10 protein-coding genes are annotated in these 17,602 nt (G+C 48.4%); 5 read left to right on the top strand and 5 right to left on the bottom strand.

Annotation, left to right across the window (positions count from 1 at the left end; genetic code table 11):
• Positions 1–2: 2 nt before the first annotated feature.
• A complete protein-coding gene (locus tag LQ567_RS19970) occupies positions 3–3,179 on the bottom strand; it encodes a SusC/RagA family TonB-linked outer membrane protein (RefSeq protein WP_231007486.1) in 3,177 nt (1,058 codons plus the stop codon).
• A gap of 631 nt (positions 3,180–3,810) precedes the next feature.
• Between LQ567_RS19970 and LQ567_RS19965 the strand changes: the two genes are divergently transcribed.
• The 3 genes from LQ567_RS19965 (at position 3,811) to hepC (ending at position 9,145) form a co-directional block, all read left to right on the top strand.
• Positions 3,811–5,013 (top strand): glycoside hydrolase family 88 protein, encoded by a 1,203-nt coding sequence (locus LQ567_RS19965; RefSeq protein ID WP_231007485.1) that lies wholly within the window; start codon positions 3,811–3,813, stop codon positions 5,011–5,013.
• Positions 5,014–5,125: 112 nt separating this feature from the next.
• Positions 5,126–7,093, top strand: a complete 1,968-nt coding sequence (locus LQ567_RS19960) for a heparin lyase I family protein (RefSeq protein WP_231007484.1) — start codon at positions 5,126–5,128, stop codon at positions 7,091–7,093.
• An 87-nt stretch (positions 7,094–7,180) separates the two neighbouring features.
• Positions 7,181–9,145, top strand: a complete 1,965-nt coding sequence (hepC, locus tag LQ567_RS19955; RefSeq protein WP_231007483.1) for a heparin-sulfate lyase HepC — start codon at positions 7,181–7,183, stop codon at positions 9,143–9,145.
• Positions 9,146–9,484: 339 nt separating this feature from the next.
• Here hepC and LQ567_RS19950 read toward each other — a convergent pair whose 3' ends face one another.
• Positions 9,485–10,198 carry a pirin family protein gene (locus tag LQ567_RS19950; protein WP_231007482.1) on the bottom strand — a complete coding sequence of 238 codons (714 nt, stop codon included), beginning with the start codon at positions 10,196–10,198 and terminating at the stop codon, positions 9,485–9,487.
• A gap of 524 nt (positions 10,199–10,722) precedes the next feature.
• On the opposite strand from LQ567_RS19950, the gene LQ567_RS19945 reads away from it, so the two are divergent.
• Both LQ567_RS19945 and LQ567_RS19940 read left to right on the top strand, forming a co-directional pair.
• Positions 10,723–11,652: a ring-cleaving dioxygenase gene (locus tag LQ567_RS19945; RefSeq protein ID WP_231007481.1), complete on the top strand. Its 930-nt coding sequence runs from the start codon at positions 10,723–10,725 to the stop codon at positions 11,650–11,652.
• 204 nt (positions 11,653–11,856) lie between these two features.
• Positions 11,857–12,477 (top strand): alpha/beta hydrolase, encoded by a 621-nt coding sequence (locus tag LQ567_RS19940; RefSeq protein ID WP_231007479.1) that lies wholly within the window; start codon positions 11,857–11,859, stop codon positions 12,475–12,477.
• 126 nt (positions 12,478–12,603) lie between these two features.
• On the opposite strand, the gene LQ567_RS19935 is transcribed toward LQ567_RS19940, so the two are convergent.
• The 3 genes from LQ567_RS19935 to LQ567_RS19925 form a co-directional block, all read right to left on the bottom strand.
• The gene (locus tag LQ567_RS19935; RefSeq protein WP_231007477.1) at positions 12,604–14,415 is read right to left on the bottom strand and encodes a glycoside hydrolase family 71/99 protein; all 1,812 of its coding nucleotides are present in this window, start codon (positions 14,413–14,415) and stop codon (positions 12,604–12,606) included.
• 30 nt (positions 14,416–14,445) lie between these two features.
• Entirely contained in the window at positions 14,446–15,639 is a 1,194-nt protein-coding gene (locus tag LQ567_RS19930; RefSeq protein WP_231007476.1) for a glycosyltransferase WbsX family protein, read from the bottom strand.
• A gap of 115 nt (positions 15,640–15,754) precedes the next feature.
• Positions 15,755–17,527 carry a RagB/SusD family nutrient uptake outer membrane protein gene (locus LQ567_RS19925; RefSeq protein ID WP_231007475.1) on the bottom strand — a complete coding sequence of 591 codons (1,773 nt, stop codon included), beginning with the start codon at positions 17,525–17,527 and terminating at the stop codon, positions 15,755–15,757.
• Positions 17,528–17,602 lie beyond the last annotated feature (75 nt).

Below are 17,602 nucleotides of genomic sequence, written 5' to 3'. Positions count from 1 at the left end.
AATTATAAGGATAAATTAACACCCGCCACAAATGATCTTGCCCGTGGATAAGCGCTGAAATCCACGCCCGGCGTAAGTGCATTGTTTACCACGCTTACTTCAGGGTCATAACCGGAGTACTTCGTAAATACATGCAGGTTATATGCGGTAATATAGATACGTGCGTTGGCAATTTTTGCTCTTTTTAAAAGCAACTTCGGCAGGGTATAACCGAGACTGACATTATTGATCCTCAAAAACGATCCGTCTTCTACCAGGGTGCTGTAAGGCCTGTCAGATACCATACCAATATAAGAAGGCACGGTTTTTCCTTTATTCAATGCTTCCAGCGCCGCAGGATCCGTTACCCGCTGACCACTGGCATCAATCGTCATCCACCGGTCTGAAAAGCGGGCCAGGGTATTTTTATAATCCTGGCTTAAGGCAGCATTGTTCAGTACATTGGCATTGTAAATCTCATTACCTACTGTAAAATTCACAAACGCACTCAGATCAAAGTTTTTGTAGGTAACCGTGTTGTTAAAGCCGCCGGTATATTTCGGATTGGAATTACCGATGATGGTACGGTCAAGATCGGTTATTTTACCATCCGGTACCCCATCCGGCCCGCTGATATCTTTAAATTTCTGATATCCCGGCTGCACCGTACGGTTGTCCTGAACCACTCCTGACTTTAAGGTGTAGGTATTGTTGGTGCTGTTGAAATCAAAATCGCTTACCTGGTACAAACCATCGGCCACATACCCATACATCATCCCTACCGGCTGACCTACCTGCAGGATATAATCATTGATGCTGGGGTTGCTGTTATAGCCGGTATAACTGGGCAGTACCATGGAATTTTCGCCCTGGCTCAGTTCCAGCACTTTTGTTTTCGGGAACGAAATATTGAGACTGGAGCTCCAGCTGAAATCTGTTTTTTTAATATTCACGGTATTCAGCGTAAACTCCAAACCTTTACTGGATGTACTTCCAATATTTTGAAACTGGGTGATAAAGCCAGAGCTGGAAGGAATACGGGTATTGAACAGCAGGTTCCGGGAACGGTTATCGTAAACCTCTGCCGTTAACGTGATCCGCTGCCTTAAAAAGCCCATATCCAAACCGATGTTGCGGCCTTCCGTTGCTTCCCATTTCAAATTGGGATTGGGGAGGTTGTTCTCATACGCCGAAATCACCACCGTATTGTTGAGGTTGTAGGAACCGGTACCATAAATGCCCAATGCGGCGTAGTTGGCAATACGGTTATTACCGGTAAGACCATACCCCAAACGCAGCTTAAGATCGGAGAACAGGTCGTTATTTTTCATAAAGTTTTCGTTGATGATCCGCCATGCAAATGCCGCAGAAGGGAAATAACCCCAGCGGTTATTGGCGCCGAATTTTGAAGAGCCATCAGCCCGCACGGTGGCAGTAAGCAGGTACCGGTCTTTATAACCGTAATTCACCCGGGTAAAATACGAAAGCAGCTTATCTTCTTCTGCATACGATGAGGGTGTACCCAGTACCGTACCCAGCGACAGGTTATCCCAGCCGCTGTTGACCAGCGGAAACGCACTGGAACTGGCGCTGAAATCTTCGTGATATGTGTATTGATATTCCTGTCCGGCCATTACATCCAGCTTATGTGCCAGTGCAAAGGTCTTACTATAGGTAAGCGTGTTGCTGTACGTAAAACGCGGATCCTTTGCCTGGCCAATGCTGCCGAACGGCCCGCCGCTACGGATAGCCGTAATTGACTCTTCCGTATTGAATTGCTTATCCTTGGTATCCCTAATGGTATACCCGATCACACCGCGGTAAATAAGATCTTTGGTGAGTTTATATTGTGCGGTCACATTGGCGTTCATCGTGTTGATCACCCGTTGTCTTAACCTTGAGCGGGTACTCACAACCGGACTTTGAAACGTAGGGGTACTGCCCGGGTTGTCTACCGGGTCCGTTTCATAATCGATCAGGTCATCATCGGAGCCATTGCGGCCCGACACCGGGCGATATTGCAACAGCAGCTGCAATACGGCCAACCGGGCATTGCCGCCTTCAGCGGGCGACAGTCCTTCCACTTTCTGATTGGTATAGCTTACCGTAGCGTTCACGTCGAGTTTCTCACCTACTTTTTGATTTACGGAAAGTTTACCGATATTTTTAGTGGATGCGCTGTGAATCATAATACCATTGTCCTTGTTCCGGGAAAAGAACATGTTGATCTTGGTATCCTTACTACCCCCGCTTACACTTACCTTATGATATTGATTGTATACGGTGTTGCCAAAGGTTTCCTTTTGCCAGTCGATACCAGGGCGGTTACCATATAACAGCTTTAATGAATCGAACGAACCATATTGATTGGTAAAGGATAACATCCGTGTGGCATCGCCCAGCGAGCGTTCATAGCTCAGCAGCAGATAGTCGTAGCCATTCATTACCGGTATTTCTTTTGTAATGTGTTTGGCGCCTACATAGCCATCGTAATTCACCGATACTTTACCGGGCTTGGTTTGTTTGGTGGTGATCAATACCACCCCGTTACCACCACGGGCCCCGTAAATCGCAATTGCAGAAGCGTCTTTTAATACATCTACGGATTCAATATCTGTGGGGTCGAGAAAGCCGATGCCATCGGTTTGTGGCACCCCGTCAATTACATATAACGGCTGGTTGCTTTGTGAAATGGAGGTTCCTCCACGTATTTTTATAGTGGGATCGGCACCGGGTGAGCCATCGTTCATCGTTACCTGAACACCGGCCAGCCTGCCCTGCAGCGCCTGCCCTACGTTTTGTACCGGCACTTTGGCCAGTTCCGCACCGCTTACCGAGCTCACGGCACCGGTAAGGTCCTTTCTTTTCTGGGTTCCGTAACCTACTACCACCACCTGTTCCAGGCTTTTATCCTGTTCCAGCAGGCTTATATCGATCTGTTCCCTGCTGTTTACATTGATTTCCTTGGCGTCGTAACCAACATAGGAAACGATCAGTACCGCATTGGCCCCGGCCTGAATCGAATACTGACCGTTCTTTTGGGTGAGCGCCGTACGGGCCGTGCCTTTTTCCTGAACGGTGGCACCGGTCAGCGGCTCTCCCGACGCATTGCTGACAATTCCTGTTACTTGGATGGTTTGCGCAGTCAGCGTGCCGGAAACACCCATCATTAATAATAATAGAAGAAACGTTGATCTCATTTTAAGCTTGAATTTTAAACCAGGTGAAATGATTTTTTTTATGAGTGGTTCATGGGACGTTCGGGTACCGGCTTGCTGTTTCCCGTTCCGGAAACCGCAGTTTACTTGGCTGCTGCCTGTAATTACAAATGGCATAATCTGTACATTTTAGACGTTAAGGTCAATGGCTAAAAACAGCGTTATCTCAATCATCTTTCTTATCGTTTCAATGGCAACAATCAAAGCAATTACGTGTATCCCATTTTAAAACCCGACAAAATGTCGCAAAGAAAAAATCCTCTTTACTGCTCCCGGTCCATCCGCTGACCAGGTAAGCGGAAAACCCTGTTTTTAACTCCCCTAAATATAGAACGCCCGGGGGCCGGAGGTTTTAAAAATGGGTTTTTCTTTTTTCAATTTTGGTTATTTTTCTGATCGTTTTAGATCTCATCTATTCAAAACAAAAAAATACAATTGATTATCAGCAATATAATACATAACACAAAATAGCATTCCGTCTTTCCTCTAAAAACCACTTTTTCTTTTATTTTCAAAATTTCATCCAGTTTTAAAATATTAAAATCAATATTGAAACCTTTTACCGGCAGTGGAATCTATTTTTATTGGAAACTTTTAAGAAAAGAAAAAGCTCATGAAAAGACGATTCCATGCCATTATTTCAGGCATCCTTTTTTTAGTTACCATACAGGTTCAGGCGCAATCCGGAGATTGGTTCCGGCATTCCGTTACCGTTATCGGAGAACAACTCACCCGCGCCGCCGGGACCTATACGCCGGGATTCAATCCCCGCTCTGTAAACCCCAACGGAAATGTACGAACGGCACCCTATACCGATTGGACCACCGGTTTTTTTCCCGGTTCGCTCTGGTACGGTTATGAGCTAACGGGTAATAAAGCGCTGGCCACATCCGCCCGCAGGTTTACGCTTGCCCTGGACTCGATCCGCTACGTAACCAAAACCCATGATCTCGGATTTATGCTCTATTGTTCTTATGGCAATGCCTGGCGCATTACAAACGACAACACCTATCTGCCGGTACTGGAAGAGGGGGCACAACACCTTTATGACCGTTTTAGTCCAAAAACCGGCGTGATCCGTTCCTGGGATTTTGGCGACCACTGGAAGTTTCCGGTAATTATAGATAATATGATGAACCTGGAGTACCTGTACTGGGCGGGCCAACAATTTAAAAAACCCGTTTACAGCCAGGCGGCCAGCACCCATGCGCTTACTACAATGAAGCATCATTTCCGGAAAGATTATAGTTCCTACCATGTGGTGGATTATGACCCGGTTACCGGCAACGTGCGGAGCAAGGAAACCCACCAGGGCCTTACCGATGAATCGGCCTGGGCCCGGGGACAGGCCTGGGGTCTTTACGGGTACATTATGTGCTATAACAACAGCGGCAATCCGCAGTTCTTACAACAGGCACAGCATATTGCCCGGTTTATTATGACGCACCCCCGGATGCCTAAAAATAAAATCCCGGTATGGGATTTCGATGTGCACAATGCGCTGGACTCTGACGGGCGGGCACCCCGCGACGCCTCTGCCGCTGCCGTTATCGCCTGCGGACTGCTGGACCTGAGTACCAAAGTAAAGGATGGCAAAAAATATGCGGATTATGCAGAAGATATATTAAAGACCCTGTCTTCTCCCGATTTTCTGGCAGCACCCGGAGACAATCACTTTTTTATCCTCAAACACAGTGTAGGCGCCTTCCTGTACAATTCAGAAATAGATACGCCACTGAATTATGCAGATTATTATTACCTGGAGGCATTGAAAAAATATGCAGCGCTGAAAAAGATCGCGCTGCCTTTGAAATAAAGGTTTTACAGTAGTTCAAATATTTCAGTTTACTGAAGGCAGCTACCGGGTTTAGCCACCGGCTTAACCTTTGCCTTCCCGCCACCTGCGGTTACTTTAAATACGATGTATCATGAACAAACGATTTGCAGCCATTGCCGCCCGTATCAGCTTCATTACAGCGATGTTGTTTTTTGCAATAACGGGTTCCGTTTTTGCCCAGGTTGTGGGAAAAACAATTTTAAACTTAGACTATGAAAACGGCACCCTCAATTCCGGCAATACGGACATTGAGGCAACCAGCGCAACGGGCGCCGACGCCGCATATATGATAAGCCCCGGCGCCACCGGTAATTACGCCATCGCGCATAAGGTAGTGTACGGCGACAGCGCATATTATTCGGATGCAAACTGGCGGAGTGAAAGTGCTGCGCTCCAGTATCTGCCGGCCCGTTTTTCACCGGGAATGGAACGCCGTTATGAATTCAGCGTGTTATTAAAGGACTGGACTCCCTGGAATACGGGTGATCCGATCAATGAAACCAATTTTTTCCAGCTCAAGGTATCGAACGGACAGGAAGTACCGCTGCAGGTACGTACACAGCGGAATGTGATCCGGCTTCGTTACAATGATGCGGCCAGCGGTGTTAGCACCAAAGATATACTGAGCGATCTGCGTCCTTATGTAAACCAGTGGATACAGTTCAGAATCGATGTGAAATGGTCGCTGGATGCCACGGGTTACATAAGAACTTATATGAAACTGCCCGGCCAGCCCGATTATCTGCTGGCAGATGAAAAAACAGATTACATCACCTTTCCGGGCAGCGGAAGCAACATCGGGTATATTAAATGGGGGGTATATGTGGTTCCCCCGGATATCACCCGTATTGTTTACCACGATGATATACGCATCATTGAACTCAATCCATCGCCCGCAACGGGCCGCCGGGGCCTTATCTGGGGAAACAGCATACCGGATGCCAACCCTGCCTATTTAGACGGCCCTTATACGAAAGCCGCCAATATTACCGACCCCGCGGCTTACAGCAGTACCGGCAATACCATTTATATAGACCCCAATATACAATACACCCCATCGCAAAACATCGTGTATTTTAACAGCAGCTCCCCTGTGCCCGGAGCCGGCGACAATGTGGAAGGAAGCCCGTCTTCTGATTTCTCAAGAGCCTCCTTAACCGCTTCGGGATCTTCAGGCACGCCCTTAGCGCCCGGCCCGGGTGGCCGGTACCTGGTTAATGCATTCAATACCGGAACAACCGGCAATCCCACGCTGATGGACCCCGCCGAGTATTACGAGTTTAAATTAAGCCCGGTTACAGGCTATACCCTTCATTTCGACTCTGTTGTTTTTTCCTGGCGGCGCGGCACCACAACAGCGCCCAACACTTTTGTACTACGTTCCAGTATGGATGGCTTTGGCTCCGACATTTCGGCACCCATCACCGTTAACAATGCGGCGGGTGTATCAACCATCAGCAAGTATGATCTGTCTGCGCTTAGCAGTGTAACACAGCCCGTTACCTTAAGAATGTACTGGTATGGCTCCACGGCCGGCGGAAGCGGCAATAGCGTGGGACTGGAAGAGTTCCGGTTTTATGGTGAAACCGTGCCCAATATCGCGTTGCCGGTTGCCTTTGGCCCAATAGCAGCGCATTTAAAAGAAGCAGGACTGGTGGTAAACTGGCAAAGCCTCCGCGAAACCAACAACAGCCATTTTGAAATACAGGCTTCAAAAGACGGACAGCATTTTACAACCATCAAAACCATCCGTTCAAAAAATGGCAACGCCTCCGTAACACAAAGCTATGAAGCTACTATTGCCGCCACCGATATGACGGCGCTGATAAGCCTGCCGCTGTTTCTAGGATTTTTAGGGTTGGGGGCGCAAAACCGGTCGCGCAATAAGCGGATCTTATTTTTGCTCATGGTAGCCCTTGCCGTAGCGATCGCATCCTGCAACAAGTATCACGATGCGATACGCACCGGCACGGATCAATGGTTTGTAAGAATTAAGCAGGTAGACCAGAACGGCAAGGCAACCTACTCAAAAGTAGTTACCGTAATAAAAAGCAATTAATTCAATGGCCGCCCAGGAACAATATCGGGCAAAAACTGTTTTTATACCCGCACACCGGGTGCATCTTCAACCACTAAAATCATTCTGATGATCATAAAAAAAATCATACCGGTTCTGTTACTGACCATCATCTTTTTAACTGGCAGCGCACAGCAACAGCCCATCGGAAAATCCGGGTTCGACATACTGAACCTGGATTATCCCGGGCTGGAAAAGGTTAAAGCCCAGGTACAGGCGCAAAATTACCCGGCCGCTGCTGCTGCCTTGCTCAGCTATTATAAAAAGAAAAGCAAGGACCCCGATTTCAGTGCCGCGGAAGAAGAGATCGAGCTGAACCAGCCCATCGATAAAGCAACCCAGGCTGCGGCAGACAGTGCGCTGCAGCACAAGTTCAAGCCCCATAAGGGTTATGGCTTTTTTGATTATGGAAAGGATATCAACTGGCAATACTGGCCGGTGAAAGACAATGAAGTGCGCTGGCAGCTGCACCGGGTAAAATGGTGGCAGTCCATGGCACTGGTATACCGGGCTACAAAAGACGAGCGCTATGCCCGCGAATGGATGCTCCAGTTTACAGACTGGGCCCGGAAAAACCCGCTGGGGTTGTCCAAAGACAACGACAAATATGCCTGGCGCCCGCTGGAAATTTCAGACAGGATCTTAAACCTGGCACCCTCCTTTAACATCTTTGTACATTCTTCCAATTTTACACCGGCTTTCCTTATGGCGTTTTTAAACAATTACCACCAGCAAGCCGACTACCTGTCGAACAACTATGCCGACCGCGGTAACCATCGTCTTTTTGAAGCACAGCGGGTGTTGTTTGCAGGTGTATCCTTCCCCGAATTTAAAAGAGCGGCCGCCTGGAGAAACGGGGGTGCAACGATTCTTAATGATGAAATAAAAAAACAGGTGTACGCGGACGGGGTGCAGTGGGAGTTATCACCCAACTATCATGTGGCCATGATTAATACCTTCCTGAGCGCGCTCCGCTCCGCCCAGCAGGCCGGTATGGAGGGTGTATTTCCAACCAGCTATAAAGAAACGGTTGAAAAAATGATCCTGGCCACCATCAATTTCTCTTTCCCCGATTATACCTACCCCGTATTCAGCGATGCAAAGCTGGTAGATAAATCCTCGATGCTGAAATCCTATGCCAGCTGGGCTAAAGCCTTTCCGCATAATGAAGTCATTCAATATTACGCTACCGATGGCAAAAAGGGCAAACAGCCTCCATTCCTTTCACATGGATTGACCACTTCTGGCTTTTATACGTTCCGGAATGGATGGAGCCAGGCTTCAACGGTGATGGTGTTAAAGGCCAGCCCTCCCGGCGCCTTCCACGCTCAGCCGGACAATGGCACTTTTGAGCTCTGGATCAAAGGCCGCAATTTTACACCGGATGCTGGTTGCTATGTATACGCCGGCGATTCCACCATTATGAAGCTCCGGGATTGGTACCGGCAAACCCGGGTACATAGTACGCTTACATTAAACAATGAAAACATGGTCATTACCAAGGCGGCACTGCAGCAATGGAAAACGGGTAAGAACCTGGATATACTTACATACACCAATCCCAGCTACGCGGAGCTGGATCACCAGCGGACGGTACTGTTCATCAATCAGCAATATTTCCTCATCATCGACCGGGCTGCTGGAAAAGCCACCGGTAGTATCGGCACTCATTTTCAGCTTAAAGAAAACAGTAATCCTGTTTTTGATCAGCAGCGCCACGCTGTATACACTACTTATACCGATGGCAACAACCTGCTGATCCAGAACCTGAACCAGGACGCCGTTACATTAAAAGAAGAAGAGGGTAAGGTTTCCTATTCCTACCGCCAGGAACTGAAACGGCCGGCCTTTGTATTTGAAAAATCAAAAACAGGCGGTGCCACCCAAACCTTTGTAACGGTACTCTATCCCTTCAGCAGTAAAAAAGCGCCGGTTATCACGTTGAAAGAAAATGCCGGCAACAATTATGAAACCGGTGCCCTCCGGCTTACGTTAACGGTTGATGGGAAGACGAAGGATATTACCGTGCAGTAACGATTGGGGTTGAGATTCCGGATTTGAGCAGACAGATTCCAGCCTTGAGCGATGAGATGATCCTGGAGCGGGCTACCTGTCGTGCTTTCAGCCGTCAGCGGGATCAATTCCCAGGGTGAATCCAGACCTGGGCATCCGCATCCGGGTGCCCAGGTCTGGATTCACAAATCAATGTCGTTTTCCTTTATAATTGCCACAGATACACTGATTGTGTCTTCGGAGCCTTTTCTGCGATATTATTTGAGTGCGATTAAAGCGGGTGCTAAATCTGCGAATCTGCGGCCTTAAAGAAACGACATTGAATCTGGAATTTCAGATCTGGCTTCTTGCATCCGAATCTCACTTCTGATTCACCACCGTTTCAATCACCAGGTACTCGCTCTCCTCGTTACACAGGATCGCAACCGTATCCGTATCCCACACACCCAGGGCATCGCGTTGGGGAACAGCCACACCGTTTACGGTAACAGACCCGGTGATCACAAATACAAACAGGCATTTATTCTCCGGGTTAAAGGAACACGTAGTGCTGTGATCCTTTTCAAAATACCCCAGGCTTAGCCGGGCGTTCTGATTGATCCAGCAATGCGCCTGTCCCTCTTCACCGGATATAATGGTTACCAGTTTGTTTTTCCGTGTTTCTTTTGGAAAACTGCGGTATTGGTACCGAGGCGTAATATTTTGTTGCTTTGGGTAGACCCAGATCTGCAAAAAATTCACTTCGTCTTCGCCAATATTGTATTCCTCATGCCGCAGGCCACTGCCCGCGCTCATGATCTGTACGCCTCCTTCTTCAAACTCCGTATTATAGCCAAGGGTATCTTTATGGTTCATGCGGCCTTTCAGTAAAATGGAAATGATCTCCATATTCACATGCGGATGAATACCAAATCCCTTGCCCGGTGCCAGGTAATCGTCGTTGAACGCCATCAACGTGCCAAATGCGCTTTTAACCGGGTTATAATAATTGCTGAAACTGAACACAAAATTGCTCTTCAGCCAGCCGGCATCTTTGACGCCTCGTTCCGAAGCTTTAAAATGTTGTACCTGCATATTTTTATTTTTAGATGATGATACAATATCACAACTGCGCCGATCCAATAAAAAAATCTGCGAATCTGCGGCCATCGATGCGCTCAATACCAACAAACAGCTGTAACCATCTCTGTTGTTCTCCGCATCTTTACAAAACCGGCGTTTAATGCCGCAGATGCGCTGATTCAATAACACGATCCGCGAATCAGCGGCTACCGATGCTCTCAATACTAACAAACAATTCCAACGATCTTTACAAAACCGGCGTTTAGTGCCGCAGATGCACTGATTCAATAATACGATCTGCGAATCAGCGGCTACCCAAATCCTCAATACAAACAATGCAACTGCACCGATCTAATAGCAAAATCTGTGAATCAGCGGCCATCGATGCTCTCAATACCAACAAACAACTGCAACGATCTTTGTGCCTTCAATATCTTACAAAGTAACAAAACCAACATTTATTGCCACTTAATCTACTTCAAGTGGTTCCGTATTACGGCGTAGTAACTTTGTGTTTCAATAAAAAAATCACGATTATGGAAAATAAAGTTTTAGGATTACATCATATCACCGCCATCGCGGACAATGCCAAACGCAACCATGGATTTTATACCAATGTGTTAGGTCTAAGGCTGGTAAAGAAAACCGTAAACTTCGACGACCCGGGCACCTACCATTTCTACTATGGAAATGAAAGCGGCACACCGGGCACAATCCTTACCTTCTTTCCCTGGGAAGGCATCGGAAAGGGAACCACCGGCGCCGGTATGGCCACCCATATCGGCTATTCCGTTCCGGAAGGAAGTTTTGATTTCTGGAAAAAACGCTTTGAAGAAAACAAGATCGGGTATCAGGAAGCCGAAATATTCGGAGAACCGCAACTGGCATTCAGCGATCCCGACGGCTTACAGCTTTCGCTGGTTATTCCTGCTGCTGCCGACAGCCGCGCTCCCTGGGTTACCGATGCGGTTTCTGCCGATGCAGCCACCAGGGGCTTTCATCATGCAACGCTTACGCTTAACCAGGCAGATCCAACGGCGAAAGTGCTGACCGACCTGCTGGGGTACCGGCAACTGGCACAGGAGGGCAACCGCTACCGTTTTGTAAATGAAAATATAGATACCGCCAATTATATCGATATCATTGAAGACCCCAGGGCCGGTTATGGACGCAATGCGGCCGGTACCAATCATCATATCGCCTTCCGGGTAAAAGACGATACGGATCAGATGGAACTGCGGGAAAAAATAGCAGCCGCCGGACTGAATATTACACAAAAGATCGACCGGGATTATTTTTATTCGCTTTATTTCCGGGAACCAGGTGGTGTATTATTTGAAATTGCTACCGACAACCCGGGCTTCACAAGAGATGAACCATTGGAGCAATTGGGCACCGCGCTTAAACTGCCCAAACAATATGAACCGGCCCGCACAAAGATTGAAGCCGTTCTGCCTGGATTATAAAACGGCCGCCATCCTGCCGGTGAAACAGATGGCACAGATCTTCATTTCGTTTTTCTATAAGCAATCTGCACAGCTGCGGCTGGTACCCGGCGCCACACATATTGGACGCACATGTCACTGATGCTGCGCAGATGTATCTTTTCATTCTAAAGCATGGCTGACAAAATGCAGTCGTGTACATTCATAAAACAACACAACAACCCCATGCATACCTTAAATATTATAACCGGCGGAAAGGAATTAAGCAAGGCCTCCCGTGCACTCATTATGCTGCACGGACGGGGCGCGAGCGCTGAGGATATCCTTTCTCTTGCCCCTTACCTGGATGTTACAGACATGGCATTACTGGCGCCGCAGGCTACTAACCATACCTGGTACCCCTATTCGTTTATGGCACCTGTACAGGAGAATGAGCCCTGGCTTTCTTCGGCCATTGATATGGTGCATCAAACCGTAAAAACGGCATCGGATGCAGGCATTGCTTCCGAAAATATGTATTTTCTGGGCTTTTCACAAGGCGCCTGTTTAACCCTTGAATACATTGCAAGACAGGCGCAGCGTTATGGCGGTGCGGTGGCATTTACCGGCGGACTGATCGGTGAACAACTGGATACCGGTAACTATAAGGGTGATTTTAAACAAACCCCGGTGTTTATAGGTACCAGCAATCCGGATTTTCACGTACCGGTAGAGCGGGTGCATGCCAGCACAGAATTATTAAAACAGATGAACGCCGATGTTACGGAAAAAGTATATCCCAACATGGGGCATACCATCAGTGCCGATGAGATCAGCCTGGCCAACCAGCTTGTTTTTAACCGGTAACCGTAAGCACCGCATTCACATTCCTGTTGCTGTTTTGAAAGCGGTTTAATAGATCTGTGGCAATGCTGCTTTCGCAAACCGGCAGGCGCCTTGCTTCAACAACAGAAAGCAGCACAGACACCACGGCTAAGGTGCTGTAAAATGAAAGTTAAATCTTCCCAGGGGCGCCACATCTCCGTTAATGATAAAATCGGTGATCACTCCCTCCTCTTGCATATTATCGCTCCATTTAAAACCGAGATCAGCCTTTCCGGGTATGCCCAGCAATGATCTCGGTATTTTAATTTCCATTTTATTACCGGCCACTGCATATTCCACTTCACCCGTCTTTTGCCAGTACCAGCCCGCGGTTGATTTTTCAAGGATCGCTTTCTGTCCCGGGTTCAGCCGGTTCACCACAAAATCATAACCCTCCCACCCGGTATTTTTATCGTTATCACTGTCAATAAAAAGACGCATCCAGCCCGGGTCCGTTCTGGCGCTTAGCACCGTTGCGGTTTCCACATAAAAATAAAAATGCGCGTTATCTCTTGCAACCCTGGCCAGCACAATATCATTACGCCCCGTTTGATTCCGGTAATACAGACTACCCCAGCCCGGACTGTTCCGGTGCTGCGTATTGCCTTTATAGCTATGGAAAACCGGGGTTACCTTATTCCACTCGTCAAATTTCCCATCTATCTGGATGGAACCTGGTGCGGAAGCGGGTTGCGGCGCGGGTAAGCCCTTAAACCGGCGGATATTGGCCACCATCTGGTAATAGTAATTATCGCCATGCCCGCCCTTCATCGGCTCTACATCGCGGCTTCCCTCCTGATCGCATTCATCCGGAAATGCATTGGTTTGCTGCTGCCATACTTTATAGCGGCCGGCGATCCATTCGTTCCAGCCGGTGATAAAAATAAACTCCGGATCCAGCTCCAGTGCCCGCTCCCACTGCTCCTGGAAATTATATCCATAGTTCACCGCACCTGGTGTTGTTATGGAGCCCTTTGCATGGGTATAACTCCGGCCAAATGCGCCGGGCGCATTCATAGCGGTTAATCCTCTTTCCTTACTCCAGTTTTGCGCCACGCCCACCGTTACCTGTTCAAAGCCGCCGTTCTTATTTTTTACAAACCCGTGCTGGGGATATATTTCCAGCCAGCCCCAGTGATCCGGCCGCTCGGGCCCCTTGTTATACACGGGCTGCCCGGGTCGAAACGTGAAAAAGTTCTTCATGGCCATACGTAGTGCAGGATCATTTTCCTTACCGGCAATATCATCTGCAAATTCCGGCAATCCCATAATCAGCGGCTTTCCTTTCCAGGTAAACCAAAGATCTTTATACAGTCCCGGCCGGTACAGGTCATGGTACAGCTCCCGCAGGATCTCCTTACCTCCATCGCTGGGCCAGAACGGAAGCATAAAAGCGATGCGGGGCGTTGCAACACCATCCTTCCTGGCTTTGGTAAATACCTCGCAAAGCTTCATATAGGATTCTTTCCAGGTGATGTTCCCATTGGTACAATCAAAAATAATCACATCCACACCGGCATCGGCAAGCATCTCCGCATGTTTACGCAATACCCATTCATCAGTATCCAGGTAATAGCCCAGCAAGGGCTCGCCCCAGAACCAGGGACTGTTGCGCTTTGGCCAGATGGGATGGTCGTAATTATCGATGGCCTTCGGATCGCGGGCGAGGTATTCGGTTACATTGAAGGGGGGATTGTCCTTGCCCTGTCTTGTATGCCAGGTCCAGTAAAACAATCCCACAAACTTATCTTTCCGTGATGCGCCGGTGGTTTCATAGCCGGGCACGCGCCGCCCCAGCGCATCCGTGGCCGTTTGCAGGGAATGGTAGGCCGTTAATGTTTGGGTAGCCCCATTCAGTGGCAATAATAACAGGCAGCCGGCCAAACAAAATAAACGATGTGTTGTAAAAATAAATTTCATTGATAAACGTTATGGTTGAATATATTTTCTTTATTGTTTTACCCCCGGTGCAGGGTGTGCAGGAAAAACACGCTTTAACACTTGCAGGTATCCCAGCTTATGTGTTGTATCGGGTTCGAGGTAACTGCCCTCCGACCATTCATTCCAGGCATTAATGGTTACCAGTTGTGGTTGCCGCGGGTGTGCATCCAGATAATCCTTTGCCTTTTCAAGGTATTTCGCAAATTTTTCAGGAGCCGGGTTGGTAATGTATCCCGCTTTGAAGGGATAACGGGGATTGGGATCCCAACCAATGGTTACGTTCGGGAAATAGGGAATCGAAAAATCACGGTCAAACCCGGGCCACATTGCCGTGGATGCATCCGCCCATTTTTCATAGTCGCCTGAAGGCCGTTGCAGGTGCGCCCAGCAATAATTGGTGATACTGCTGAAACCAAAATAGGTAAGCACGTTATCCTGTGTTTGTATCTTATCTCCCGGAACACCATTGATAGAAGCCGGCAGGGCCGACCATAAAATACCCTGAAGATGCAGCCCCGGGAAGCCCGCAGCTTTTGTCTTTTTCCTGAAATCATCCAGCGCCGCTTTTGTGGACACCGGACCGCCCAACCCGTTAATAAGCGTTTGCAATTCATAAATACAAAATACCGGCTCCCCGTTGATCTTATAATACGATGGGTTTTTGAAGTAACGGCGAATCACCCGGTCGGTGATCTTATCAAACTCAGCCCGGTTCACGCCGCCTTTCCAGATCACCGAGTCCTTGCGCGGATTGCGAACGTCCCAATAGCTGGTAGCATCATGATTGGCCCACATCAGGTAAAATTTCATCCGTCCCTTATTGGCCTTCAAAAACCCGTTATTGATACAGCTTTCCAGGAACGGCTGTCCCTCATACCAGTACCAATCGAATATGAATGTGTTTACGCCGTGTGCTACCGCCGTTTTTATTTTCCGGTCCATCACCTGTGGATCGGCTTCGTTTTCATATCCCCACAGCGGTACTTTTGGTTGTGCATGTCCTTCCTCTTTGGGTTTTGCCTTATAGATGATTTCCCACTCCCCTTTCTTATCCGGGAAAAGAAAGCCGATCCTGGGCTCATAATGATACGCCGGCCAGTAAAAAGCCGCTACATCATAGCGCTGTGCCAATGCACTGCCTGAACCTGCTACCACAGCAAGGCAGCAAAATAATACAGAACGGATCATTTTTTTTGCTATCATTTTTGCAGTCATTTTATAAATCAGAAACCGGTTACGTTTTCCTTCTTTTTCATCCGGGTTCCGGTGATACCGGTAGCACATACAGCCGGGCCTGCTGTTATACATCATTCAGTTGCTACCACCCGGGGTTCTGCCAGTTCACACCCGAAAGCCCCAGAATTTTATCCACTTCGTTTTTGTCAATAGGATATATCAGGAAACGGTCTGCCACACTTCCCCTGTCGTTAAACCGGAACCGCGTATAAACCAGCTCCGGCCCGCTTACCCTGATCCGCATGCCGGTTACAAATTTATCTGTTTGATTCAGGATTTTCCAGCGGCGCACATCAAAGAACCGGTGTTCCTCAAAAGCCAGCTCAATACGCCGTTCATTACGGTACTTTTTTTCAAAAGCGTCCTTGTCCATCCCCGCCGGGAAATCGGGCATACCGGCTCTTTTCCGGATCGCATTCACCGCCTGCCTTGCACTCATAGAGGTTTCATTCACCGTAACCGGTACGTCGGGTCCCACGGCCTGGTAGGCCATTTCCGCAAAGTTCAGGTAAAGTTCCGCAAGCCGTAGCAACCGGATGGCGCCATCGGCATTAGAGCTTTGGCTTGATACTGAATTATTAAATTTCCGTTGATAATATCCTGTGCGCGTATACCGCCTGTCGGTTTCGGAAACGCTGTCGGCTCCCCCCATATAAGCAGCCACTTTTCTTCCGTTGGGCTGATTCAGGAACCGCACCGCGCCGTTGTAGTAGATAGATGCGTAAAACCGTGGATCCCTTCCTGCATAGGGATTATTAGGATCATAACCGGATGCAGGGTTCACCAGCGGTACCAGATGATCCGCGTCGCTATACCCAAGGATGGGAGGTTCGCCATTGGCCATTTCATACGCATCTACCAGGTCCTGGGTCGGACAGGGACCTGCTTTACTCATACCGGCGGTAGTAGGCATGCCCGCGTCCCGCCAAACGGCCAGCTGGCTGCCTTGCTGGAAGATCGTTTCTTTATCTACGGTTCTCTTATCATTGGAGCTGGTGATGAAATAATAGGCATAGGCATTTTGCGCAATAGTGGCTGCCGGCGTTACATCAAATAGTTTGTAGCCATTGGCCGTACATTGAAACAATGCCTCGGCAGTAATCGTTGCAGCCGCCTCAAGGGTAAATGTTCCATCATTCCACAGAGGGCTCATGGCATAGGTGATCGCCTGCGATTTTATAGCATACGGAATGGCGCGGGTCATGATTCCAAACTGGTTGTCATAGATGTTCCAGGAAAACCCAAACTGCGAGTCGGGAGCCGTAAGCGCCGAATCACAATCTGCCAGAATAAACTGCACCACCTCCCCGAATTTTGCCCTGCGATCCTGTGAGAAATCATGTTTGATCCCCAACGGCTCTTTAAAGATCGGCACCCCGCCATATCTTTTTATCAGCTGTAAATAATAGAGCGCACGTAAGGTATGGGCTTGTGCAATCCAGCCTTCCTTTTCCTCCTCCCGTGCGTAAATGACAGCCGTTTTTATATATTTCAAAAAAGTATTACACTGGTGTATTCCCTGAAAAAGAGTGGTCCAGGGGCTTCCGTCTGCCGAGTTACTGGCATAGGTCGAGGCGGTAAGTGCCCCCCGGTACCAGTTTATAAAATCCGATCCGCTGGTAATGTCATCCGCGTCCTGCGCCTCGTCTGTAAATGAGGCGCGGTTCATGGAGGGCGACGGGCAGTAACCATAACAAGAGTTGAGGTACCCCCGCACGCGGTTATAATCCGTAAAGGCATCTTCAACACCCGGTAACCGGCCGTCGGCAGTAAAATCCAATTGCTTGTTGCAGGCGTTCAGCAGCATCAGGCAGCCAAGCAACCAGCCGGCTTGCAGCAGTCCTTTACCAAACATATGCCTTCTTTTTTTACAGTCATTTGTTATCATCCGCTTTCTATTTAATTGCAACGATCTCATATCAAAAAATTT

The sequence above is a fragment of the Niabella pedocola genome (genome assembly GCF_021044425.1).
GTDB classification, from domain to species: domain Bacteria; phylum Bacteroidota; class Bacteroidia; order Chitinophagales; family Chitinophagaceae; genus Niabella; species Niabella pedocola.
Note: the sequence above shows the minus strand (reverse complement) of the source record. Positions and strands in the feature narration are given on the sequence as shown.

Excerpts from the sequence above, each read along its gene's own strand:
- LQ567_RS19925 (WP_231007475.1), bottom strand. The coding sequence starts at position 17,527 with ATGTTTGGTAAAGGACTGCTGCAAGCCGGCTGGTTGCTTGGCTGCCTG.
- LQ567_RS19950 (WP_231007482.1), bottom strand. The coding sequence starts at position 10,198 with ATGCAGGTACAACATTTTAAAGCTTCGGAACGAGGCGTCAAAGATGCC.
- LQ567_RS19935 (WP_231007477.1), bottom strand. The coding sequence starts at position 14,415 with ATGAAATTTATTTTTACAACACATCGTTTATTTTGTTTGGCCGGCTGC.
- LQ567_RS19940 (WP_231007479.1), top strand. The coding sequence starts at position 11,857 with ATGCATACCTTAAATATTATAACCGGCGGAAAGGAATTAAGCAAGGCC.
- LQ567_RS19970 (WP_231007486.1), bottom strand. The coding sequence starts at position 3,179 with ATGAGATCAACGTTTCTTCTATTATTATTAATGATGGGTGTTTCCGGC.
- LQ567_RS19930 (WP_231007476.1), bottom strand. The coding sequence starts at position 15,639 with ATGATAGCAAAAAAAATGATCCGTTCTGTATTATTTTGCTGCCTTGCT.
- LQ567_RS19960 (WP_231007484.1), top strand. The coding sequence starts at position 5,126 with ATGAACAAACGATTTGCAGCCATTGCCGCCCGTATCAGCTTCATTACA.
- LQ567_RS19945 (WP_231007481.1), top strand. The coding sequence starts at position 10,723 with ATGGAAAATAAAGTTTTAGGATTACATCATATCACCGCCATCGCGGAC.
- LQ567_RS19965 (WP_231007485.1), top strand. The coding sequence starts at position 3,811 with ATGAAAAGACGATTCCATGCCATTATTTCAGGCATCCTTTTTTTAGTT.
- hepC (WP_231007483.1), top strand. The coding sequence starts at position 7,181 with ATGATCATAAAAAAAATCATACCGGTTCTGTTACTGACCATCATCTTT.